The 21,810-nt window shown below is 75.3% G+C and carries 20 protein-coding genes; 9 read left to right on the forward strand and 11 right to left on the reverse strand.

The genetic code is table 11. From position 1 onward, the window contains the following. The first annotated feature begins 23 nt into the window (after window positions 1–23). Window positions 24–983, forward strand: a complete 960-nt coding sequence (locus tag HL189_RS03320) for an aldose 1-epimerase family protein (RefSeq protein ID WP_369132285.1) — start codon at window positions 24–26, stop codon at window positions 981–983. Window positions 984–1,020: 37 nt separating this feature from the next. Here HL189_RS03320 and HL189_RS03325 read toward each other — a convergent pair whose 3' ends face one another. The 3 genes from HL189_RS03325 to HL189_RS03335 all read right to left on the reverse strand — a co-directional run bounded on the left by HL189_RS03325 (window position 1,021) and on the right by HL189_RS03335 (window position 4,155). Beyond that, window positions 1,021–2,010: an NAD(P)H-quinone oxidoreductase gene (locus HL189_RS03325; protein WP_369132286.1), complete on the reverse strand. Its 990-nt coding sequence runs from the start codon at window positions 2,008–2,010 to the stop codon at window positions 1,021–1,023. 23 nt (window positions 2,011–2,033) lie between these two features. Then, window positions 2,034–3,638 (reverse strand): 4-coumarate--CoA ligase family protein, encoded by a 1,605-nt coding sequence (locus HL189_RS03330; RefSeq protein ID WP_369132287.1) that lies wholly within the window; start codon window positions 3,636–3,638, stop codon window positions 2,034–2,036. An 88-nt stretch (window positions 3,639–3,726) separates the two neighbouring features. Continuing rightward, the gene (locus HL189_RS03335) at window positions 3,727–4,155 is read right to left on the reverse strand and encodes a PaaI family thioesterase (RefSeq protein WP_369132288.1); all 429 of its coding nucleotides are present in this window, start codon (window positions 4,153–4,155) and stop codon (window positions 3,727–3,729) included. Between the two features lie 96 nt (window positions 4,156–4,251). Between HL189_RS03335 and cutA the strand changes: the two genes are divergently transcribed. Next, window positions 4,252–4,584, forward strand: a complete 333-nt coding sequence (cutA, locus tag HL189_RS03340) for a divalent-cation tolerance protein CutA (protein ID WP_369132289.1) — start codon at window positions 4,252–4,254, stop codon at window positions 4,582–4,584. Here the strand turns inward: cutA and HL189_RS03345 are convergent. After that, window positions 4,581–4,961 (reverse strand): VOC family protein, encoded by a 381-nt coding sequence (locus HL189_RS03345; protein WP_369132290.1) that lies wholly within the window; start codon window positions 4,959–4,961, stop codon window positions 4,581–4,583. The genes cutA and HL189_RS03345 overlap by 4 nt on opposite strands. A gap of 143 nt (window positions 4,962–5,104) precedes the next feature. Continuing rightward, entirely contained in the window at window positions 5,105–5,965 is an 861-nt protein-coding gene (folP, locus tag HL189_RS03350) for a dihydropteroate synthase (RefSeq protein ID WP_369132291.1), read from the reverse strand. Window positions 5,966–6,028: 63 nt separating this feature from the next. Between folP and HL189_RS03355 the strand changes: the two genes are divergently transcribed. After that, window positions 6,029–6,466: an alpha-L-arabinofuranosidase C-terminal domain-containing protein gene (locus HL189_RS03355; RefSeq protein WP_369132292.1), complete on the forward strand. Its 438-nt coding sequence runs from the start codon at window positions 6,029–6,031 to the stop codon at window positions 6,464–6,466. An 11-nt stretch (window positions 6,467–6,477) separates the two neighbouring features. Continuing rightward, window positions 6,478–7,023, forward strand: coding sequence for a DinB family protein (locus HL189_RS03360; RefSeq protein WP_369132293.1), 546 nt, complete (start codon window positions 6,478–6,480; stop codon window positions 7,021–7,023). Window positions 7,024–7,265: 242 nt separating this feature from the next. Here the strand turns inward: HL189_RS03360 and HL189_RS03365 are convergent, their stop codons facing one another. After that, entirely contained in the window at window positions 7,266–7,553 is a 288-nt protein-coding gene (locus tag HL189_RS03365; protein WP_222267688.1) for an HU family DNA-binding protein, read from the reverse strand. A 346-nt stretch (window positions 7,554–7,899) separates the two neighbouring features. On the opposite strand from HL189_RS03365, the gene HL189_RS03370 reads away from it, so the two are divergent. Beyond that, window positions 7,900–8,823 carry an aldo/keto reductase gene (locus HL189_RS03370; RefSeq protein ID WP_369132294.1) on the forward strand — a complete coding sequence of 308 codons (924 nt, stop codon included), beginning with the start codon at window positions 7,900–7,902 and terminating at the stop codon, window positions 8,821–8,823. A gap of 122 nt (window positions 8,824–8,945) precedes the next feature. Here HL189_RS03370 and HL189_RS03375 read toward each other — a convergent pair whose 3' ends face one another. Continuing rightward, entirely contained in the window at window positions 8,946–10,037 is a 1,092-nt protein-coding gene (locus HL189_RS03375; protein WP_369132295.1) for an EAL domain-containing protein, read from the reverse strand. Window positions 10,038–10,195: 158 nt separating this feature from the next. On the opposite strand from HL189_RS03375, the gene HL189_RS03380 reads away from it, so the two are divergent. Beyond that, complete coding sequence (locus tag HL189_RS03380) at window positions 10,196–13,039, forward strand: SpoIIE family protein phosphatase (RefSeq protein ID WP_369132296.1); 2,844 nt, start codon at window positions 10,196–10,198, stop codon at window positions 13,037–13,039. 4 nt (window positions 13,040–13,043) lie between these two features. Here the strand turns inward: HL189_RS03380 and HL189_RS03385 are convergent, their stop codons facing one another. The 3 genes from HL189_RS03385 to HL189_RS03395 form a co-directional block, all read right to left on the reverse strand. Continuing rightward, window positions 13,044–13,739, reverse strand: coding sequence for a trimeric intracellular cation channel family protein (locus tag HL189_RS03385; RefSeq protein WP_369132297.1), 696 nt, complete (start codon window positions 13,737–13,739; stop codon window positions 13,044–13,046). Between the two features lie 74 nt (window positions 13,740–13,813). Further along, window positions 13,814–15,823, reverse strand: a complete 2,010-nt coding sequence (locus tag HL189_RS03390; RefSeq protein ID WP_369132298.1) for an acyl-CoA dehydrogenase — start codon at window positions 15,821–15,823, stop codon at window positions 13,814–13,816. After that, window positions 15,820–16,497: a TetR family transcriptional regulator gene (locus HL189_RS03395; protein WP_369132299.1), complete on the reverse strand. Its 678-nt coding sequence runs from the start codon at window positions 16,495–16,497 to the stop codon at window positions 15,820–15,822. The genes HL189_RS03390 and HL189_RS03395 overlap by 4 nt, the downstream gene beginning before the upstream one ends. Before the next feature lie 91 nt (window positions 16,498–16,588). Here HL189_RS03395 and HL189_RS03400 point away from each other — a divergent pair, with 91 nt between their 5' ends. From HL189_RS03400 to HL189_RS03410, 3 genes are all read left to right on the forward strand, one after another. Continuing rightward, window positions 16,589–17,872, forward strand: a complete 1,284-nt coding sequence (locus HL189_RS03400) for an acetyl-CoA C-acetyltransferase (protein ID WP_369132300.1) — start codon at window positions 16,589–16,591, stop codon at window positions 17,870–17,872. An 85-nt stretch (window positions 17,873–17,957) separates the two neighbouring features. Then, complete coding sequence (locus tag HL189_RS03405) at window positions 17,958–19,295, forward strand: 3-oxoacyl-ACP reductase (protein WP_369132301.1); 1,338 nt, start codon at window positions 17,958–17,960, stop codon at window positions 19,293–19,295. Continuing rightward, window positions 19,295–20,152, forward strand: coding sequence for a MaoC/PaaZ C-terminal domain-containing protein (locus tag HL189_RS03410; RefSeq protein ID WP_369132302.1), 858 nt, complete (start codon window positions 19,295–19,297; stop codon window positions 20,150–20,152). Before HL189_RS03405 ends, HL189_RS03410 begins: the two co-directional genes overlap by 1 nt. A gap of 2 nt (window positions 20,153–20,154) precedes the next feature. On the opposite strand, the gene HL189_RS03415 is transcribed toward HL189_RS03410, so the two are convergent. Beyond that, complete coding sequence (locus HL189_RS03415) at window positions 20,155–21,789, reverse strand: glycosyl hydrolase family 28-related protein (protein WP_369132303.1); 1,635 nt, start codon at window positions 21,787–21,789, stop codon at window positions 20,155–20,157. Window positions 21,790–21,810 lie beyond the last annotated feature (21 nt).

The raw sequence follows: 21,810 nt of genomic DNA on the forward strand, positions 1-21,810 counted from the left end.
TCCTCGGAGCGCCCGACCAGCTGGTGAGCGTGGAGCGGGTCGTGCTCGCCGAGGGCACGGGGCGAGGAGCCCCGGTGCTCATGGTGCGCAACCCCGCGGGCGTCTCGTTCGAGGTGCTGCTCGACCGGGCGATGGACATCGGCTGGGCCGATGCCGGGGGCATGGCGATGAGCTGGCGGTCGCCGCGCGGACGGGCCCACGGGGCACGGTACGAACCTGAGGGGTCCGGGTGGGTGCGGACCTTCGGCGGCGGCCTGCTGACCACCTGCGGCCTGGCGTCGACCGGTGCCGCGTCCACCGTCGACGGCGTCCACCACGGCCTGCACGGCCGGGTGGGGCACCTGCCGGCCGAGCACGTCACCTGGCAGCTCGTCGAGGACCGCGGCGGGTTGGCCGTGGAGGTGGTCGGGACCGTGGTGGAGGCAGCGCTGGGGCAGCCGACCCTCTGCCTCCGGCGGACCATCCTCGCCAGCTGCGTGGAGCCCACCCTGCGGATCTCCGACGAGGTGTCCAACGAGAGCTGGACCCCGGCCGGGCACATGTTCCGTCACCACCTGAACCTCGGGTACCCGCTGGTCGGTGAGGGGTCCGTGGTCCGGTCGACGGCGACGATCACGGGGGAGCGCGACCGGGACGGGCGGCCGGCGGAGTCCTTTCCCCTGGCCCTGTCCGTCGCCGATGGCGCCGCCTCCGAACGCGTCCTCTACGCCCGGACCCCGGCGGGCGAGCCGACCGGCGGGGTCCAGGTGACCTCGCCGGACGGCACGGCGACCATGGCCATCAGCTATGGCACCGACACCTTCCCGATGCTCGTTCTCTGGCGCGACGCAACGGCCGGCGTGAACGTGCTCGGCATCGAGCCATCGACGTCGCGCGATGGCGGCCGGGCCGCGGCCGAGCGGGACGGCGAGGTCTGCCGGCTCGAGCCGGGAGCGTCCCGGTCGTACTGGACCGAGGTGTCCCTGCGGCGCGACGCCGTCTGAAGAAGCGGGCCGTTCAGCGCGTCCTCAGGCTCGCCGCTCAGTCGGGGAGCAGCAGGACCTTGCCGATGTGGCCGCTGGACTCCAGCAGCGCGTGCGCCTCGGCGGCCCGGGACATCGGCAGCCGCCGGTCGACCACCGGGCGGACCACCCCCCGTTCGACGTCCGGCCACACCTCGTGCCGCACCGCGGCGACGATCTCGGCCTTCCCGCCGCGGCCGGTGGCGGGCCGCGACCGCAGCGCCGTGGCGTGCACGCTGCCGCGCTTGGCCAGCAGCTTCCCGAGGTCCAGCTCCGCCTTGCGGCCACCCTGCATGCCGATGACCACCAGCCGGCCGCCGTCGGCGAGCACGTCGACGTTGCGGGCCAGGTACTTGGCGCCCATGTTGTCCAGGACGACGTCCGCCCCGTGCCCGTCGGTGGCCTCCCGGACCCGCTCGACGAAGTCCTCGTCCCGGTAGTTCACGAGGACCTCGGCGCCGAGCTCCCGGCAGAACGCCAGCTTCTCCGCGCTCCCCGCGGTGGTGGCCACCCGGGCGCCGGCCCGCACCGCCAGCTGGATCGCCATGGTGCCGATGCCGCTGGAACCGCCGTGCACCAGGAAGACCTCGCACCGGCGCAGGCCGGCGAGCATGAACACGTTGGCCCAGACGGTGCAGGTGACCTCCGGCAGGGCCGCGGCGGTGGCCAGCTCCACCCCCGCCGGCCGGGGCAGCAGCTGCCCGGCCGGGACGGCGACCCGCTCGGCGTACCCGCCGCCGGCCAGCAGCGCGCACACCTCGTCGCCGACGGCCCAGCCGGGGACCTCCGCGCCCACCTCGCTGACCACCCCGCTGCACTCCAGGCCGAGGACCTCGCTCGACCCTGGTGGCGGCGGGTAGAAGCCCTGCCGCTGCATGAGGTCGGCCCGGTTCACCGCGCTGGCGGCCACGTCGACCAGCACCTCGCCCGGGCCGCACACCGGATCGGGGACCTCGCCCCACTGGAGGACCTCGGGCCCGCCGGGCTCGGAGAACGTCACCGCACGCATGCCCCGACGCTAGTCCCCGACGGTCAGCCGGCCCGCTGCTTCAGGTCCTTGCGGAGGATCTTGCCGGCGGCCGACTTGGGCACGGCCTCGATGAACTCGACGAGCCGGACCTTCTTGTGCGGGGCGACCCGCTCGGCGACGAAGGCGGTCACGTCGTCCGCGGTGAGGGCGGAGCCGGGGGAGCGGACGACGAACGCCTTGGGCAGCTCGTCCCCGCAGTCCCTGTCCAGCACGCCGATCACCGCGGCGTCGGCGACCTCCGGGTGGCCGAGCAGCACGGCCTCCAGCTCGGCCGGGGCCACCTGGTAGCCCTTGTACTTGATCAGCTCCTTGACCCGGTCGACGATGGTGTACCGGCCCTCGTCGTCGACGACCGCCACGTCGCCGGTGTGCAGCCAGCCCTCGGCGTCCAGCGTGTCGGCGGTGGCCTGCGGGTTGTTCAGGTAGCCGGTCATCACCTGCGGCCCGCGGACCCACAGCTCCCCGCGTTCCCCGGCGGTGGTGTCCTCGCCGGTGGCCGGGTCGACGAGCCGGCACTCGGTGTTGGGCAGCGCGTAGCCGACCGTCCCCTTGGGCACTGGGCCGGTGGCGCCGGGCGGCTCGTGGCCGGCCTCGGGGGTGCTGTGCGAGACGGGGGAGAGCTCGGTCATCCCGTAGCCCTGCGCGACGACGACGCCGTCCGGTGCGCCGCGGCGCAGCCGGGTCTCCACGGCCTGGGCCAGCGACTCGTCCAGCGGCGCGGCGCCGGAGGTGATGGTGCGCAGCGAGGACAGGTCGAACTGGTCGACCAGCGGGTGCTTGGCGAGCGCGACCAGGATCGGCGGGGCCACGTAGGCCCGGGTGACCCGCTGGTCCTGGATGGTGCGCAGGAACTGCTCGAGGTCGAACCGTGGCAGGGTCACCACCGCGCAGCCCCAGGCGAGGCCCTGGTTCATCAGCACCGTCAGCCCGTAGATGTGGAAGAACGGGAGGACGGCGATGACGCGCTCGTCGTCCTCGTGCAGCTCGAACAGCGGTCGGCACTGGACGACGTTGGCCACCAGGTTCCGGTGGGTGAGCATCACGCCCTTGGGCAGCCCGGTGGTGCCGCTGGAGTAGGGCAGCGTGATCAGGTCGGTGGCCGGGTCGATGTCGACGTCGACCGGCGGGGCGTCGCTGGTCAGCAGGTCCCTGAGGGAGGTGTGCCCCTCGGCGCCGTCCAGCACGACCACCTCGTCGACCGGCTGCTGCGCGACCGCGGCGAGCGCCCGGTCCAGGAACACCGAGATGGTGATCAGCACCTTGGCGCCGGAGTCCTCCAGCTGGAAGGCGATCTCGTCGGGCGTGTAGAGCGAGTTGATCGGGCTGACCACGCACCCGGCGGCGGCGATGCCGTGGAAGACGACGGGGTACCAGATCGTGTTGGGGCTGAAGACCGCGACGACGTCGCCCTTGCGCAGGCCCCGGGCGTGCAGGGCGGCGGCGAGCCGCTGGACGTAGAAGGCGAGCTCCCCGCGGGTGATCGTCTCCCCGGACACCCCGTCGACCAGCGCCGGGGAGTCCTTGCGCTCGGCGGCGCCGGCCAGCACGTGCTGCGGCACGGACACTCCGGGGATCTCGACATCGGGGTAGCGGCTCGCCAACGCCACGGGGTCCTCCTCGACTCGGGGGGTGGGAACCGGCAGTCTCACACCCGGTGTGGCGCGCGCCACACCGGGGCCACCCGCAGGTCGGGCGTCAGTCGCGCGGCCAGAGCACCGACTGGGTGCAGCGGAACAACGCCATCGGGCGGCCGGTGTCCTCGTTGGTGACGGCGGCGTCCCAGACCTGCGTCGTCCGACCGGCGTGCGCGTTGGTGGCCACCACGCCGATCCGGCCCTCCCGGGCGGTGCCCAGGAAGTTGCTCTTGAGCTCGATCGTGGTGAAGCCGGACGACCCGTCGGGCAGCAGCGCGCGGGTGGCGAGCCCGCAGGCCGTGTCGGCCAGCGCGACGACGGTCGCCGCGTGCAGGTAGCCGTTGGGTGCGAGCAGGTCCGGCCGGACCTCGAGGTGGGCGGTGAGCCGTCCCGGCTCGTGGCTGTCGATCACGATGCCCAGCAGGCCCGGCAGCGTGCCGGGCAGCAGGTCGTTGAGCTGGTCGGCGGTGTGGAACCCGGTGGCGGCCATGTCGGAGAAGCTAGATGAAGGACCCCTCTGCCCCCCACGCCTCGCAGGCTCGGCGCGGGCCCCTGCAGAGGGGCCGACGGTGAGAGGAGCACGGAGATGGCTGACGAGGAGCTGGTGGAGGTCGTCGTGACGGCCGAGGACGGGGAGTGGCTGGCGCGCTGGACGCGGGCGCTGGTCGAGGACCGGCTGGCCGCCTGCGGGCACGTGCAGCCGGGCGTGCGGGCGGTCTACCGGTGGGACGGCGCCGTGCACGACGACCCGCAGGCCCGGGTCGGCCTGCACACCCGGGCGTCGCTGGTGCCGGCGATCGTCGAGCGGGCGCGGGCCGACCACCCCGACGAGGTGCCGTGCGTGATCGCGCTCCCGCTGGCCGGCGGGCATCCCGACTACCTGGCCTGGGTGGTGGCCGAGACCCGTCAGAACAGCTAGCCGGCGGTCTCCCACAGGCCGATGACGTTGCCCTCGGGGTCGCGGACGTAGGCGGAGAAGCCCATCTCACCCACCACCTGCTTCTCCAGGACCGTGGTGCCGCCCAGCTCGCCGATCCGCGCCAGCGCCTCGTCGATGCTGTCGACGTCGACGACCAGGATCGGCGCCGGCGACGGGCTGACCGACCGCGCCATCATCCCGCCGTTGACGAACCCCGGCTCGGTCGGCCCGCGGTCGCTGCTGGGCCCGGTGGTCGCCAGCGTGTAGCCCATCGACGGGATGCTCTGCAGCTGCCAGCCGAACGCCTCGCCGTAGAACCGGCGGGCCCGGTCCCCGTCGTCGAAGGGGATCTCGAAGTGCACGACGCGGCCGCTCATGGCGGACCTCCCTGCGCTCGGACGGTGATCAGCGCGGCACAGGCTAGGAGCGCTCGCAACCGCAGGGAAGCCCCTGCAGAGGTCGGCCCCTCTGCAGGGGCCCGCGCCGAGCCTGCGAGGCGTGGGGGGCAGGGGGCCCTTCCTCAGGCCAGGCCGCGCACCGTGCGGGTGGGCGGACGGTCGCCGCGGATGGACGCGACCATGTCGAGCACCTGGCGGGTCGGGGCGACGTCGTGCGCCCGGAACACCCGGGCCCCGAGCCACGCGCTGACCGCGGTCGCCGCGAGCGTGCCGGTGAGCCGCTGGTCGACCGGCAGGTCCAGGGTCTCGCCGACGAAGTCCTTGTTCGACAGCGCCACGAGCACCGGCCAGCCGGTGGCGACCAGCTCGTCCAGCCGGCGCGTGGCCTCCAGCGAGTGCCGGGTGTTCTTGCCGAAGTCGTGGCCGGGGTCCACGAGCACCCGCTCGCGGTCGACCCCGGCGGCCACCGCGGCCTCGGCGAGCGCCGTGGTCCGGGCGACGACGTCGGCGACCACGTCGTCGTAGGTGACCCGGTGCGGGCGGGTACGCGGTGGCAGCCCGCCCGCGTGGGTGCAGACGATGCCGGCCCCGGCCTCGGCGGCGACCGCCGCGAGCTCCGGATCGACCCCACCCCACGCGTCGTTGACGACGTCCGCACCGGCGGCCAGCGCCTCCCGCGCCACCTCGGCCCGCCAGGTGTCGATCGACAGCGGCAGCCGGGGGTGCGCGTCCCGGATGGCGGCGACCAGGTCGACGCTGCGCCGGACCTCCTCCGCCGGCGACACGAACTCACCGGGCGCGGCCTTCACCCCGCCGACGTCCACCATGTCCGCGCCCTCGGCGACCACCTGCTCGACCCGGGCCAGCGCCGCTCCCAGCGCGTACGTCGCGCCGCGGTCGTAGAAGGAGTCCGGGGTGCGGTTGACGATCGCCATCACGACCAGCCCGCCGTCCGGCACGTCCAGGGCCCCCAGTCGCAGCACCCGACCAGCCAACCACGGCCACGCCGACCTGCTGCGCGAGCGGATCGACGGCGTCATCGACGAGTGGCCCGGTGGCCGATCCGATCGCCGCGGCGGAGCTGGCGGCAGCCCACCTTCTTCCCGTTCGCGGACGTCGCCGCCCGGGCGCGCGGCCAGGCGCTGCGCGTCGAGGTCCGGTCGCCCCGGCACCCGACCCGCAGGTACGGGGAGGTGGACTCGGTGGTGGCGGCCGCGACGCTCGACGACGCCGACGGCTCGCTGACCCTCTTCGTCGCGAACCGGTCCACCGGTGCCGCCGTTCCGCTGGGGCTGGAGCCGGCCGGCGCGCTGACGGGGTACCGGGTGACCGGGCACCGCGTGCTGCGGGGCGCGGACCCGGACCTGCGGAACACCGCCGACCGGCCGGACGCGGTGCAGCCCGTCGAGGTGCCGGCCGGGGATCCCGTCCGGCTCGAACCGGTGACGTGGAACGTGCTGCGCTGCAGTCGGGCTGCCGACTAGGGTCGCGGCCCGTGCCGTTCCCCGCCGTCCCCGAGCGCGTCGACCCGCCGTTCCTCGACGGCGAGCGCGCCGCCGTCGAGGCGTGGCTGGAGTTCCACCGCGCCACGCTGCTGCACAAGTGCACCGGCCTCACGCCCGAGCAGCTGGGGGAGCGGTCGGTGCCGCCGTCCGCGCTGAGCCTGCGCGGGCTGGTGCGGCACATGACCGAGGTGGAGACCGGGTGGTTCCGCGAGGTCCTGGGCGGCGAGCAGGTCGAGTGGGCCTACTGCAGCGAGGACGACCCGGACGGCGACTTCGACGGCGTGGGCCGCGACCCCGACGAGCCCGACACCGCGACCGCCGTCGCCGGGGAGTTCACCGCCCTCGCCGCGGCGGTCGGGGCCAGCCGCGCGCTGGCCGGCGGGCACGCGTCCCTGGACGACGTCGGGCTGGGCACCCGGCGCGGCCGTCCGGTGTCGCTGCGCTGGATCTACCTGCACATGATCGAGGAGTACGCCCGGCACAACGGCCACGCCGACCTGCTGCGCGAGCGGATCGACGGCGCCACCGGGGAGTGATCAGGGAACCTGGTCCACGCCTGTCCTGGAGCACCGACGCTGGTGCAGGGGGACAGCCTTCGATCAGGGAACCTGATCGAAGCCCTGCGGCGGAGGGTGGGCACCGCCCCGACGAGCGGCGCCCCCGCCGGGCGCCTGGCACGAGGCCAGGAGCGCGACGGGGGCGGGCGACGTGCTGGAACGGCCCCGTCCAGAAGGCTCGCCCCGAGCGGGGCGAGGGGTGAGGAGGACGGGGTCCTTGCTCAGTCGACGGGAACGGCGGCGGCGGCCTTCTTCAGCACCGAGCCGGCGGTCACCTTGACGGTGTTGGAGGCGGCGATCTCGATCGACTCGCCGGTCTGCGGGTTGCGGCCGGTGCGGGCCGAACGCTGCGAGCGCTCGACGGTCAGCAGGCCGGGCACCGCGACCTTGTCGCCGCGGGTGATGGCCTCGACGAGCTCCTCGCGCAGACCGTCGATCACGGAGTCGACGGTCGACGCCGGGACGTCGGCACGCTTGGCGATCGCGGAGACGAGTTCGGCCTTGTTCATCGGGTTCCTCTCGCTGTGGTCTCAGCGGGACCGCCCCGTGCGGAGCGGTCGCCGTTCGTTCCTCGCGCCCGGTCCGACCGGGCGCGCACCGGGGTCCGGGTGGACCACCGGCGCCTCCGCTGTGCCCCCGACCTGCGCATCCGATGCGCAGCGGGAGCCCGGCGGGCGGATCCGGCCGACCACGTCGTCGGCCGGCAACGCCCGCACGTTGCCATGCCGGCCTGGGTGTTGGCGAGCGGAGCCCCCGGAATCCCGGGCATTTCGTCCCCATCCGTCACGATCGTCACGTTCTGTGAAGGCCACGGCCCGGCGCGCGACCCGCCCCCGGCCGCCATACGTTGGGGGCGTGCCGCGGCTACCGAGGACCGACCTGGACGTCAGCGACCTGTGCCTGGGCGGCAACGTCTTCGGGTGGACGGCGGACGAGCCGACCTCCTTCGCGCTGCTGGACCGCTTCCACGACGCCGTCCCCGGCACGCAGGCCCCCTTCGTGGACACCGCGGAGTCCTACGGCGACGGGACCTCGGAGACGATCCTCGGCAACTGGATGGCCGAGCGCGGGCTGCGCGACCGGGTGGTGGTGGCCACCAAGGCCTCGCCCGGGGACAAGGAGCACCCGCTGTCCGCGCCGGAGATCCGCGCCGCCGCGGAGCGCTCCCTGCGCAACCTGAGGACCGACCACATCGACCTCTACTACGCGCACCGGGACGACCCGACGACGCCGCTCGACGAGACGCTCACCGCCTTCGACGAGCTGGTGCAGGCGGGCAAGGTCCGCTACGCCGCGGCGTCGAACTACTCGGCGGAGCGGCTCACCGAGGCCCTGCAGACGGCGCAGCGGCTGGGTGTGACCGGGTACGTGGCGCTGCAGCCGCACTACAACCTGATGGAGCGCCCGGTCTACGAGGCGGAGCTGCAGGCGGTGGCCGCCGAGCACGACCTCGGCGTGCTGCCCTACTTCGGGTTGGCCCGCGGCTTCCTGACCGGCAAGTACCGGGCGGGGGAGACCATCGACTCCCCGCGTGCCCAGCGGGCCGCCCAGTACGTGGGGGAGAAGGGCGACCGGGTGCTGACGGCGCTGCGGGAGGTGGCCGACGCGCACGGGACCACCATGGCCGCGGTGGCGCTGCGCTGGCTCGCCGACCAGCCGACGGTCACCGCGCCGATCGCCAGCGGCCGGTCGGTCGAGCAGCTCGCCGACCTGCTGCCGATGCTCGACCTGCGGCTCGGCGACGACGAGCGGCAGCGGCTCGCCGACGCCAGCGCCTGAAGAAGGGCCCCTCTGCCCCCACCGCTCGCAGGCTCGCGGCGGGACCCTGCAGAGGGGCCGTCGGCTGGGCCGCTCTGCAGGGGGTGGTGCGTCCCGGGGGCGGGATCAGGGCCCCCGGGAGGTCAGCGGCTCGCCGCGGCGGAGGCGAGGTCCTCGACGCGCAGCAGCCCCAGGACGGCGCCGCTGCGGTCGGTGCAGACCACCGGGTCGAAGCGGTGCACCGGCGGGCGGGTCAGCGCCCGCTGCAGGGTCTCGGGCACGTCCGCGGACGGGTGCACCGTCAGCGACACTGGGGCGCGGTACGGCGCGCCGGTGCGCGGGTCGGCGAGCACGAGCTCCACCGGGACGCCCGCCGGGTCCAGGAGCACGCAGGGCGCCGGGACGGCGTCGTCCTCGTCGCTCTCCCGCCGGCGGACGGGGCGGAGCAGGCTGGTGACGCCGTCGGCGAGGTGGGCCCGGGCGACGTGGCTGCGCACCAGCGCGGCCACCTCGGGGGCGAGCTCGGCGAACGACGGGGTGGGGCGGCCCAGCAGCCACCCCTGCGCCAGGGGCACGCCGAGCCGGGCGGACACGGCGAGCTCGGCGGCGGTCTCGATGCCGTCGGCCAGCAGCCAGGCGTCGATCCGGCTGGTGAAGGTGCCGACCAGCTCCACCAGCGCGGCCTTGACCGGGTCGGTGCCGGCGCCGGCGACCAGCGCGCGGTCGAGCGTGACCAGCTGCGGCCGCACCTCGGCCAGCTGCTGGAGCCCGGCGAGGCCGGACCCGGCGTCGCGGACGGCGATCAGCGCGCCCCGGCTGCGCAGCGCCGCGGTCTGCGTGCGCAGCGCGTCGAGGTCCGGGGTGGGCAGGTGCTCGGTCAGCGCGACGACGACCCCGCGCAGCGTCGCCGGCTCGGCGAACGCGGCGGCCACGGGGACGCTGCCGAGCAGGTGGGGACGGACGGTCACGGTCAGGAAGGTGTGCGGCGGCAGGTCCGGCAGTGCGGCGAGCGCCTTGCGCAGCGCCAGTGCCTCGAGCTCCGCGCCGAGCCCCGCCTCCGCGGCGGCGGCGTACCACACGTCGGGGGCGGCGGTGCCCGGGAAGCGGGCTTGTGCCTCGTAGCCGGCGACGGTGGCCGAGGCCAGGTCGACGATGGGCTGGAAGACGACGGTCAGGTCGTCCTCCCCGGCCAGCAGCGGCCGGCAGTCCCCGTGCTTCGGCATGGTCGCGGTCACACGGCGGGGATCGACCCCGGCGGGCGGCTGCTTGACCGGACCCACCCGGAGGGGGGAGGCCGGCGCGGGCGACGGTCCGCACCGCCCGCTCGGCGGCATGCCAGTATCGGACGCCCGCCCCGGTGCTCCGGTGGAGCGGAGACAGGGGGAGGTCCGCTGTGCTGCCGCTGCACGTGCCGGCGGACACCGACCCGCTGACCGATCCGCACCGCATCGCCGCCGCCCGCCGGTTGATGGAGGAGGTGGCCGGGCCGGCCGCGTTCGACCGGCTGTCCGGCCTCGCCGCCCGGCTGGTGGGAGCCGGTCACGCCAAGGTCACCCTCTTCCCCGACCAGGACACCGTCGTGGGCGGGCACGGGCTGCCCCCCGGCGCCGTGGGTGGCCGGGCACTGCTCACCGGTGCGTTCTCGGCGCTGACCGTCCGGCGGGGAGCGCCCCTCGTCGTGCCGGACGCGCCCGCGGACGCGCGGGTGGCCGGCCTGCCCGCCGTCGTCTCCGGCCAGGTCGGGTCCTACCTCGGCGCGCCGCTGGTGGCCGCGTCGGGGCACGTCGTCGGGGTCCTGGCGGTGTACGACCCGCACCCGCGGGGCTGGTCCGACGACGACGCCGCGCTGCTGGAGCAGCTGGCGGTCTCGGTGGTCGCCGAGCTGGAGCTGGCCGCGGCCCGCTCGGCGGTCGGCACCTCACGGGCCCGGCTGGACGTGGCCCTGGAGGCCGGCTCGGTCGGGATCTGGGAGCAGGACCTGCGCACCGGGGCCGTCTTCTGGGACGAGCGGTGCGCGGCCATCTTCGGCTTCGAGCACGCCGTCGAGCTGACGTCGGTGGACGAGATGATGGCGCAGCGCATCCACCCCGACGACCACGCCGCGGTGCGGGACGCCATGCGGATCGCGATGGCCGGCTCCGGTGAGTACGTGGTCGAGACGCGGGTGCTGCGGACCGACGGGGCGGTGCGGTGGACCGTCTCCCGCGGCCGGGTGGCGCGCAACGCGCACGGGGAGCCCGTCCGCGTGCTCGGCACCACCGTCGACGTCACCGACGCCCGGGAGCAGGGCGAGGCGCGCCTGGCGGCGGTGCAGCGGGCCGCCGCGATCGCCGAGGTGGCCGCGGAGCTGGCCAACGCCACCCGGATGCAGCAGCTGGCCGCCGTCGGGCTGCGCGGCTGCGCGACCGTCCTGGGCGCCGACGCGACCGCCATCGCCGTCCACGACCCGGCGGACGGGACGCTGCGCCTGCACATGACCCGCTCGCTCGTCGACGCCGTGGAGGCCGGGGCCGACGTCGCGCTGCCCGCCGAGGGGGTCGAGCTCCCGCTGGACGACGCGCTGCCCACCCAGTACGTCGCGCGGCACGGGGAGCCGGTGCTGCTGGCCGACCGGGCGGAGGCGGTCGCCCGCTTCCCGCGGATGGCCGAGGTGGGCGAGCTGGTGGGCGTGCAGGCGCTGGCCGCCCTGCCGTTGCGGCTGGAGGGCCGGCTGCTGGGCAGCTTCATCGCGGCCTGGCGGCACGAGCACCGGTTCGCCGACGAGGACGTCGCCCTGCTGGAGGCGCTGGCCGCGCAGCTGGCGCTGAGCGTCTCCCGGCTGCGGGCGGACGCCGAGCGGGACGCCGCCGTGGCCGAGATGCGGGCGGCGAACGCGCGGCTGGAGCTGCTCGCCGAAGCGGGTGCGGTGCTCGCCGGGACCCTGGACATCCCCGAGCAGCTGCGGCGGCTGGCCGAGCTGGTGGTGCCGGCGCTGGGTGACTGGTGCTGGGTCGTCGCCGCCGACGAGCACGGCCGCATGCGTGAGCTGGCCTCCGCGCACCGCGACCCGGCCCGCACGGGCGAGCTGAGCACCTACGTCCGGACCATGGTCGCGAGCATGCGGGAGGGCGCCGCGGCCCGCGTGGTCGTCCGCACCGGGCGGCCGGTGGTGGTCCCGCGGCTGGACGACGAGTACGTCCACCGGGTGCTCGGCGACCCGGCTGCCCGGGCCGCGCTCCGGGCGCTCGCGCCGGACTCCGGCGTCGCCGTCCCCCTTGTCTCGCGCGGCCGGACCCTCGGCGCGCTGGGGCTGTTCGCCGACGCGAGCCGGGGGCCCCTCAGCGAGGCGGAGCTTGAGACTGCGCTGGAGATCGGCCGCCGGGCCGGCGCCGCCGCGGCGCAGGCCCGGCTGTTCGGCCAGCAGCGGCAGCTGGCCGAGACGCTGCAGCGCAGCCTGCTGACCGCGCCGCCGGCCCCGGACCACTGCGAGATCGTCGTCCGGTACGTCCCGGCGGCGGCCGGGGCCGAGATCGGTGGTGACTGGTACGACGCGTTCGTCCAGCCCGACGGCGCGACCGTGCTGGTGATCGGGGACGTCGTCGGCCACGACAGCCGGGCCGCGGCGGCGATGGGCCAGCTCCGCGGGCTGCTGCGGGGCATCGGTCACCACACCGGGGGCACACCCGCCGAGCTGCTCACCGGACTGGACCAGGCCAGCGCCGGTCTGGACCTGGACACCATGGCCACCGCCCTGGTCGCCCGGCTGGAGCAGGACGACCCGGAGCTGCGGTCCGGTGACACCCGGCTGCGCTGGTCGACCGCGGGCCACCCGCCGCCGGTGCTGATCGACGGGGACGGCCACGTCACCCTGCTCGACGACTCGCACCCGGACCTGCTGCTCGGGGTGCTGCCGACGACCCCGCGCACCGACCACGTCGCCACCGTCGACCGCGGCGGCACGCTGCTGCTCTACACCGACGGGCTGGTCGAGCGGCGGGACCGGGACCTCGACGCCGGGATCGCCGAGCTGCTCGACGTGCTCGACGGGCTCACCGGGCTGCCGTTGCAGGAGCTCTGCGACGCCCTGCTGGACCGGATGTACCTGCCCGACACCGAGGACGACGTGGCCCTGCTGGCGGTCCGGATCCACCCGCAGGACCGGCCCCGCCCGCCCGAGGCCGGGCCGCAGCGGGTGCCGCCGGGGATCGAGCCGGCGCCGGACGTCGTCGTCCCGCCGGGAGCCGGCGCCGACCGCTGACCGGTCAGCTGCGCCGCCGGGTGCGCCGGGTGCGCCGGGTGTGCCGGACCAGCCGGCTGCGGGCCCGGGTGGGCAGGTCGACGGCGACCGGCGCCTCCCATCCGCGCCACACGGAGAGCAGCCGCAGCCCGGTGACCAGCACGATCACGATCGCGGCGACCGGCAGCGGCGGCATGTCCACCGGTCCGGCCAGGATGCTGAGCACCGTGGCACCGATCAGCGCGGCGACCGCGTTGTAGGGGCCCGGCTGGACGATGTCCGCGCGCTGGGCGAGCAGCATGTCCCGGATGACCGCGCCGCCGACCGCGGTCACGGTGCCGATGAACACCACCGACGGGCTGGGCAACCCGGCGAGCTGGGCCTTCTGCGCGCCGATCACGGTGAAGAAGCCGAGGGTGACCGCGTCGAGGGCCACCAGCAGGCCGGTGAGCCGGGAGAGCCAGCCGGAGAAGTAGAAGGTGACCGCCGCGGTGACCGCGACGGTCGGCAGGTAGGCCGCGTTGGTCATCGCGACCGGCGGGCCGTCGGCGAGCAGGACGTCGCGGATCAGCCCGCCGCCCAGCCCGCCGGTGACCGCGAGCAGCAGCACCCCGGAGACGGCGAAGCCCTCCCGGGCCGCGAGCAGCCCACCGGTCAGTGCCCCGATCACGATCGCCGCGAGGTCGACCGCCGCCGGCACGTACAGGGCCTCGGCCGCCATGATCTCCACGGTGACCCATCATCCCGCCGTCCCCCTGAGCGGCCATGTCGGCCGGCATGGCCGCCCCAGGCGGGTCAGCCGGCGGGGGTGAGCTCCCGGTCGGTCGCCCGCAGCGCGGCGTCGTGCTCGGCCATGGCCTCCTGCCGGCCCTCCTCCTCGCGCAGGATCGCGCAGTTGAGCCAGGCGTCGGGGATGGCGAACGCGTCGACCAGCGTGCGCATGTGCGGCCGCAGTTCCTTGAGCAGGTCGTTGACCGCCCCGGTGAGCGCCTTGGCCCGGGTGGGGGTGAGCCGCCCGTGCTCGAGGAACCAGCCCTTGTCCGCCTCGATGGTGCTCAGCGCGTACAGGTCGCAGACGCGGCCGAGCAGCGCCTTGGCGGCCGGGTCGGGGGTCCGCTCGATGCCGGCGACGAACGCCTCCAGCACCACCCGGTCGATGTGCGCCGTCGCCGTCTTCAGGACGTGGTCCTGCACGTCGTTGAAGACGTCGAACTGCCGCTCCCGCGGGCGGGCCGCGCTCCCGCGCAGCCGCCGGATGGCGCCGTCGAGGACGTGCTTCTCGCGGTCCTCCAGGGTCTTCAGCTGCCAGCCGCGGTCGGTGAAGGGCACGTCGTCCTCCCGGCCGGGGACGGCGTCGACCAGCCGCTGGATCAGCGAGCGGGCCGCGGTGCGCTCCAGCACGGTCTCGCGCACCTGCTCGGCCACGAACGCCGCGCGGCCCCAGCCGTCGAGCGAGCCGAAGGCGTCCCGGTAGCCGGTGAGCAGCCCCTTGGCCACCAGTTGCAGCAGCACCGTGTTGTCGCCCTCGAACGTGGTGAACACGTCGGTGTCGGCCTTGAGCGCCGGGAGCCGGTTCTCCGCGAGGTAGCCCGCCCCGCCGCACGCCTCGCGGCAGGTCTGGATGGTCTGCGTGGCGTGCCAGGTCTGCACCGCCTTGAGCCCGGCGGCCCGCGACTCCAGCTCCCGCTGGGCCTTCTCGTCCAGGACGTCGGCGGCCAGCACGTCGTGCATGGTGCAGACGAGCTCCTCCTGGGCGAACGTCAGCGCGTAGGTCCTGGCCAGCGCCGGGAGCAGCTTGCGCTGGTGCACGAGGTAGTCGTTGATGACCACCTCGCGGTCCTCCCCGGGGGTGCCGAACTGCCGGCGGACGTCGCCGTAGCGGACGGCGATCTCCAGCGCGGTCTTGGTCGCCGAGGACGCCGAGCCGCCGACGCTGACCCGCCCGCGCACCAGGGTGCCGAGCATGGTGAAGAAGCGGCGGGTCTCGTTCTCGATGCCGGAGGTGTAGCTGCCGTCCGGGGCGACCTGGCCGTACCGGTCGAGCAGCATCTCCCGCGGCACGGTCACGTGGTCGAAGGTCAGCCGCCCGTTGTCGACGCCGAGCAGCCCGGCCTTGGGGCCGTCGTCGCCGATGGTGACGCCGGGCAGCGGGTCGCCGTGCTCGTCCCGGATGGGCACCAGCCAGGCGTGCACGCCGTGCCCCTTCCCGCCGCTGATCAGCTGGGCGAAGACGACCGCCATCCGGCCGTCCTGGGCCGCGTTGCCGATGTAGTCCTTGCGGGCGGCCTCGTGCGGGGTGTGCAGGTCGAACGTCTGCGTCGCGGGGTCGTAGGTGCACGTCGTCCGCAGCTGGTGGACGTCGGACCCGTGCCCGGTCTCGGTCATCGCGAAGCAGCCCGGCAGGGCGAAGCTGATGATGTCGGGCAGGAACTCCGCGTGGTGCCGCTCCGTGCCGAGTGCCAGCACGGCGCCGCCGAACAGGCCCCACTGCACGCCGGCCTTGACCATCAGCGACAGGTCGGCGAAGGCCAGCATCTCCACCGCGACGACCGAGCCGCCGCTGTCGCCCTCGCCGCCGTACTCGACCGGGAAGCCCAGCGCGACCCGTCCGGTGGTGGCGAGGTCGCCGGTCAGCCGGGTGATCCGCGCCCGCGCCTCGGCCATGGACTCGCCGTGGACCGGGGCGTACTTCGCGTCGCCCAGCTGCTCGCGGGCGGTGCGGCGCACGTGCGCCCAGCGGCCGTCGAGGACCTCGGTGAGCCGGGCGGCATCGACCGGCGAGAGGGGGGCGGGGGTGCTCGTCATGAGTCCTCCATCGGTTGCGCGGGCGGAGCGGTCGGGGCAGTGGGGGTGACGACCCCACGCAACCCGGCCCAGGCCAGGTCGGTGAGGTGGGTGGCGAGCTGGGCGCGGGGCATCGGCCGGTCGGCGCGCAGCCACCAGTCGCCGGCGGCGCGGACCAGGCCGATGACGCCGTGCCCCCAGGGGGCCGCGGCCGCGGTGTCCTCCCCGGCGCGGGTCAGCGCCGCGGCGACCAGCGCGCCGACCTCGTCGCCGATCAGGTCGGAGAGGCTGCTGATCGGGTCGGCCTCGATCGGCCGGTCGACCAGCGTGTGCCGGACGACGAAGCGGTACAGCTCCGGGTCGGCCTCGATGAACGCCAGGTAGGTCTCGACGGCGGCCGACACCATCTGCCGCGGGTGCTCGCTGGTGCCGATGGCCTCGCGCAGCCTGCGGACCAGCTGCTCGGCGACCCGGGCGCAGACGGCGACGTGCAGCTCGCTGCGGTCGGCGAAGTGCCGGTAGACGACGGCCTTGCTGGTCCCCGCCTCGGCGGCGATCTCGTCCATGCCGACGCCGGCGCCGTGCCGGCCGACCGCGGCCAGCGTGGCCTCGACCAGCTGCTCCCGGCGGGCGCGGCGGTGCTCGTCCCACCGCGAGTCCCGTCGGTCGCGGCGACCCGGCGTCTCCGTGTTCACGTTACGAACGGTACCTGATACTCTCGGTATCAAGCACTAACCCTTTCAGGGCAGAAGTGGCCACTTCTCCCCCCGGTCCTGGAGGCGCCCCATGGCTCCGCAGACACGGAAGGCCGCGATCGTGGGCGGCAACCGCATCCCCTTCGCCCGCGCCAACGGCGCCTACGCCCGGGCGGGCAACCAGGACATGCTCACCGCCACCCTGGACGGCCTGGTGGCCCGCTTCGGCCTGCAGGGCCGGACGGTCGGCGAGGTCGCGGCGGGCGCCGTGCTCAAGCACTCCCGGGACTTCAACCTGACCCGCGAGTCGGTCCTCGGTTCCCGGCTCTCGGCCGCCACCCCGGCCTACGACGTCCAGCAGGCGTGCGGCACCGGGCTCGAGACGGCGGTCCTCGTCGCCAACAAGATCGCGCTGGGGCAGATCGAGTCCGGCATCGCCGGCGGCGTGGACACCGCCTCCGACGCGCCGATCGCGGTGAACGAGGACCTGCGGCGCACGCTGATCAGCCTGGGCAGCGCGAGGACCGTGCAGCAGCGGCTGAAGGCGCTCTCCGGCGTCCGCCCCGGCCAGCTGCTGCCCGAGGTCCCGCGCAACGTGGAGCCGCGCACCGGCCTGTCGATGGGCGAGCACGCCGCGATCACCGCGAAGGAGTGGGAGATCGGCCGCGAGGAGCAGGACGCGCTGGCCCTGCGCTCGCACCAGAACCTGGCCGCCGCCTACGGCCGCGGCTTCTTCGACGACCTGGTGACGCCGTTCCTCGGCCTCACCCGGGACGACAACCTGCGGCCGGACACCTCGCTGGAGAAGCTGGCGACGCTCCGGCCGGTCTTCGGCGCGGGTGGGTCCGCCACGATGACGGCGGGCAACTCGACCCCGCTGACCGACGGGGCCTCCGCCGTCCTGCTGGCCTCCGACGAGTGGGCCGCGGCGCGCGACCTGCCGGTGCTGGCCCACCTGGTCGACGCGCAGACAGCCGCCGTGGACCACGTGCACGGCGGCGAGGGGCTGCTGATGGCCCCGGTCCACGCCGTGCCGGTGCTGCTGGCCCGCAACGGCCTGACCCTGCAGGACTTCGACTTCTACGAGGTCCACGAGGCGTTCGCGTCCACCGTGCTCGCCACGCTCAAGGCCTGGGAGAACCCGGCCTACTGCAAGGAGCGGCTGGGCCTGGACGCTCCGCTGGGACCGATCGACCGGTCCCGGCTGAACGTCCACGGCTCGTCGCTGGCGACCGGGCACCCGTTCGCCGCGACCGGCGGCCGGATCGTCGCCACGCTGGCGAAGACGCTGTCCGAGGCGGGCCCGGGCAAGCGCGGCCTGATCTCCATCTGCGCGGCCGGCGGCCAGGGCGTCGTCGCGATCCTCGAGTCCTGACCACCCTTCGCCATTCCAGCTGGAAAGGCTCCTCCCCGGTCCGCCTTTCCAGCTGGAATGGCGGACCTCAGAAGGAGAACCGCACGTGAGCGATTGGTACCGCGACTTCGCCAACTCCGGCGTCGGCACCACAATCACCCGGCAGCTCGGCCTGCCGCGGCCGGCGGTGCTCCGCCGGTACGAGCCGGGGCAGCCGCTGCTGCCCGGGCCGGCGCTGGTCGGGTCGGCCGGGGAGGGCCGGCTCCGCGACGTCGTGACCGGGGTCCTGACCGCCGCCGGGGTCCGGGCGGACGGCGGGAGGGACGACGAGCGGCTGTCCGCCGTCGTCCTGGACGCCACCGGCCTGACCGGCCCGGCGCAGCTGGCCGCCGCGCACGAGCTGCTGGCCCCCGCGGTGCGGCGGCTGGGTCCCAGCGCCCGGGTGCTCGTGCTGGCCGAGCCGCCCGCCGACGCCGCCACGGTCGCCCAGGCGGCGGCCCGGCAGGCGCTGGAGGGACTGGTCCGTTCGGTCGCCAAGGAGCTCCGCCACGGCGCGACAGCGAACCTCGTGCTCGTGCCGGCCGGCGCGGAGGCAGCCCTGGCGGGCCCGCTGCGGTTCTTCCTCTCCGGCCGCTCGGCGTACGTCGACGGGCAGGTGCTCACCCTCACGGCGGCCGAGGTGCCGGCCGGCGACGACCCCGACCGCCCGCTCGCCGGCAGGGTCGCGGTGGTCACCGGCGCGGCGCGGGGCATCGGCGCCGCGATCGCCCGCGTCCTGGCCCGGGACGGCGCGCACGTGGTCGCGGTCGACGTCCCGGCGGCGGGGGAGTCGCTGGCGCAGGTGGCCAACGCGGTCGGCGGGACGGCGGTGGCGCTGGACATCACCGCCGCGGACGCCGGTCCGCGGCTGGCGCGGCAGCTGCAGGCCCGGCACGGCGGCCTGGACGTCGTCGTCCACAACGCCGGCATCACCCGGGACAAGCTGCTGGTCAACATGGACGCCGACCGCTGGAACGCGGTGATGGCGGTGAACCTGCAGGCGCAGCTGGACGTCACGCAGGCCCTGCTGGACGCCGACGGGGTGCTGCGGTCCGGCGCCCGGGTGGTCAGCGTGAGCTCGCAGTCGGGGATCGCCGGCAACCGCGGGCAGACCAACTACGCGGCCAGCAAGGCCGGGATCATCGGCATGGTCCGCGCCTGGGCGTCGGAGTTCGCCGGCCGGGGTGCCACCATCAACGCGGTCGCACCCGGCTTCATCGTCACGGAGATGACCGCGACGATGCCGCTGGGCACCCGGGAGGTCGGCTCCCGGATCAACTCGCTTCAGCAGGGAGGCCTGCCGGTGGACGTCGCCGAGACGATCGCCTGGCTCGCGCAGCCGGGCAGCGCGGGGGTCAACGGTCAGGTCGTGCGGGTGTGCGGCCAGTCGGTGCTGGGGGCGTGATGGCGCGGACCGTCCTGTCGGAGACGCCGGCGCTGCCGGCGCTCTTCGCCCGGGCCACCCTCAGCGCGCGCGGCCGCGGCGGAGACCTGCCCGACACCCGGCTGGCCCGCGAGGGCGTCGTGGCCGACCCGGCGCAGCTGGCCGACTACGCCCGGGTGTGCCGGTTCCCGCTGGGCGACGCGCTGCCGGTGACGTTCCCGCACCTGCTGGCCTTCCCGCTGCAGGTGGCGCTGATGGCCGACCGCGCGTTCCCGCTGGCGCTGCCCGGGCTGGTGCACGTCCGCAACCGGATCGAGGCCGTGCGGTCGATCGGGGTCGGGGAGGCGCTGGACGTCGAGGTGTGGGCCGAGCGGTTCGCCCGGCACCGCGGCGGCGCGACGGTCGACCTGCGCGCGTCGGTGTCGGCCGGCGGTGAGGAGGTCTGGCGCGGCCGCTCCACGTACCTGGCGCGCGGAGCGCAGCCGCCGGAAGGGGCGCCGGACGCCGACGTCGACGTCGAGGTCGGCGTGCTCGACCGGATCGCCGCGCAGTGGCAGGTCCACGACGACGCCGGACGGCGCTACGCCAAGGTCTCCGGGGACGTGAACCCGATCCACCTGTCCGGGCTGACCGCCAAGGCGTTCGGCTTCAAGCGGGCGATCGCGCACGGCATGTGGGTCAAGGCGCGGGCGCTGGCGGCGCTGTCCGGGCGGCTGCCCGACGCGGTCGACGTGGACGTCGCCTTCCGCAAGCCGCTGCTGCTGCCGTCGACGGTCCTGCTGGCCACCGAGCAGGTCGCGGGCGGCTGGGACCTCGCCGTCCGCAACGCGACCGCGGGCACCGAGCACCTGCTGGGCACCGTCCGCGCCCGCCGCTGACCTCAGCCGCCCCGGTTGTGCCGGACCACCGTGTCCGCGGCCCGGTCGGTGATCGGCTGCCGGTGGGTGAGACCGGTGAGGTCGTTGCCCTCGACCACGACCCCGCTGCACGCCGGCTCGACCCGGACCGCCCGCGCGGTCGTCGCGCCGGCCGCCCGGCGGAAGGTCGAGCCGGCCACCCGGGCTCCGGTCACCGCGGCCAGGTCCACGCCCCACGTGCCGTCCGCGATGTCCGAAAAGGTGCAGTCCTCCACGGACAGCGCACCGGCGGGCACGGAGGCCCCGGCCACCAGCAGCCGTTTGCCCGGGAGACCGGAGAAGGCGCACCGCCGGAACGCCACCGCGTCGGCCTCGTCCACGACAGCCGTCACCTTCCCCGGTCCGGAGGGGGCCGTGAAGGTGCAGTCCTCGAAGGTGAGCCCGCTGACACCAGGACCCTCGATCCGCAGCGTGCCGGTGACCGGCCGCAGGACGTCGGTCCGGACGAACGACACGTCCCGGATCGCGCCGCCCGCGGCCGGGTCGACCTGGACGCGGAGGGCGGGGACGTCCGGGTCGGTGTCGCCGGCGACCTCGACCGTGCAGTCGGTGACGGTGAGGCGCTCCACCGCTCCGCTGCTGTGGGAGTTCCGCACGACGATGCCCCGGGCGGTGCCGCTGCTGTGGCAGTCGGTGAACGAGCAGTCGACCACCGAGGCGCGCATGGCCGGGGTGTCGCCCTTCGTCCACTCCAGGCCGGCGGCGAGGAAGCGGGCGACGGAACTGGCGCCCGTGCAGCCGACGTAGCTGCCCCGGCGCACGTCCATGTCGAACAGCAGCGCGCCCGGGTCGGCGATCGGCACGAACTGCAGGCAGTCGTCACCGGACTCGACGTGGCAGCCGGTGGCGCGGAAGTCGTCGCCCCCGATGAACCGGATGCCGCCGGTACCCGTGCTCACGGCGCTGTTGACGATGCGCAGCCGGTCGACGCGGCCCCGGTCGCCGGCGAACATGACCGCCTGGCCGCCGGCGTAGGTGTCGATGGTGAAGTCGCTGAGCGCCATGTCGTCGCCGAACAGCGCCACGACGACGCCGGTGCGGCTGTGGTCGGGAGCCCCGATGGTGCCGGGACCGGTGATCCGGACCCCGTTGGAGCGCACCGCGAAGTCGGCGTTGCGGAGGAACGCGTTGGCCAGCCCGGGCCGCGCGGCCCAGTCCTTGGACAGCACGGCGCCCGGCTCCAGCTGCAGGTGGGTGCCGGCCGGGAGCAGCAGGCCGGCGGTGCAGCGGTAGGTGCCCGCCGGGACCCGCCCCGCCCGGCCGGACGCCGCCGACCCGTCGATCAGGGCCTGGAGGGCGGCCGTGTCGTCGGCGACGCCGTCCCCGACCGCGCCCAGGGTCCGGGCGTCGAGCGCCGCCGGCTCGGCCGCCGACGCGGTGGTGTGCTCGGCGGTCGTCGGCCCGGCTGCCGTCGAGGCCGCGGGTCCGGGCTCGCGTCTGCGGTTGCCGAGGAAGGGGGCGGAGGCGACGGCGACCCCACCGAGCAGCAGCGCGGCTCGCCGGGTCAGCGGGCCGATCGACCGGCCGGGCCGGTCCGCCGCGGGGGCGTCGTCGGCGGGGCCGTCGTCGTCGGAGGCATCGTCCCGGTCGCTGGTCACGGCGTCCTCCCGGCGGTTGGC

The sequence above is a fragment of the Modestobacter sp. I12A-02662 genome (genome assembly GCF_041028325.1).
In the GTDB taxonomy this organism is placed as follows: Bacteria; Actinomycetota; Actinomycetes; order Mycobacteriales; family Geodermatophilaceae; genus Modestobacter.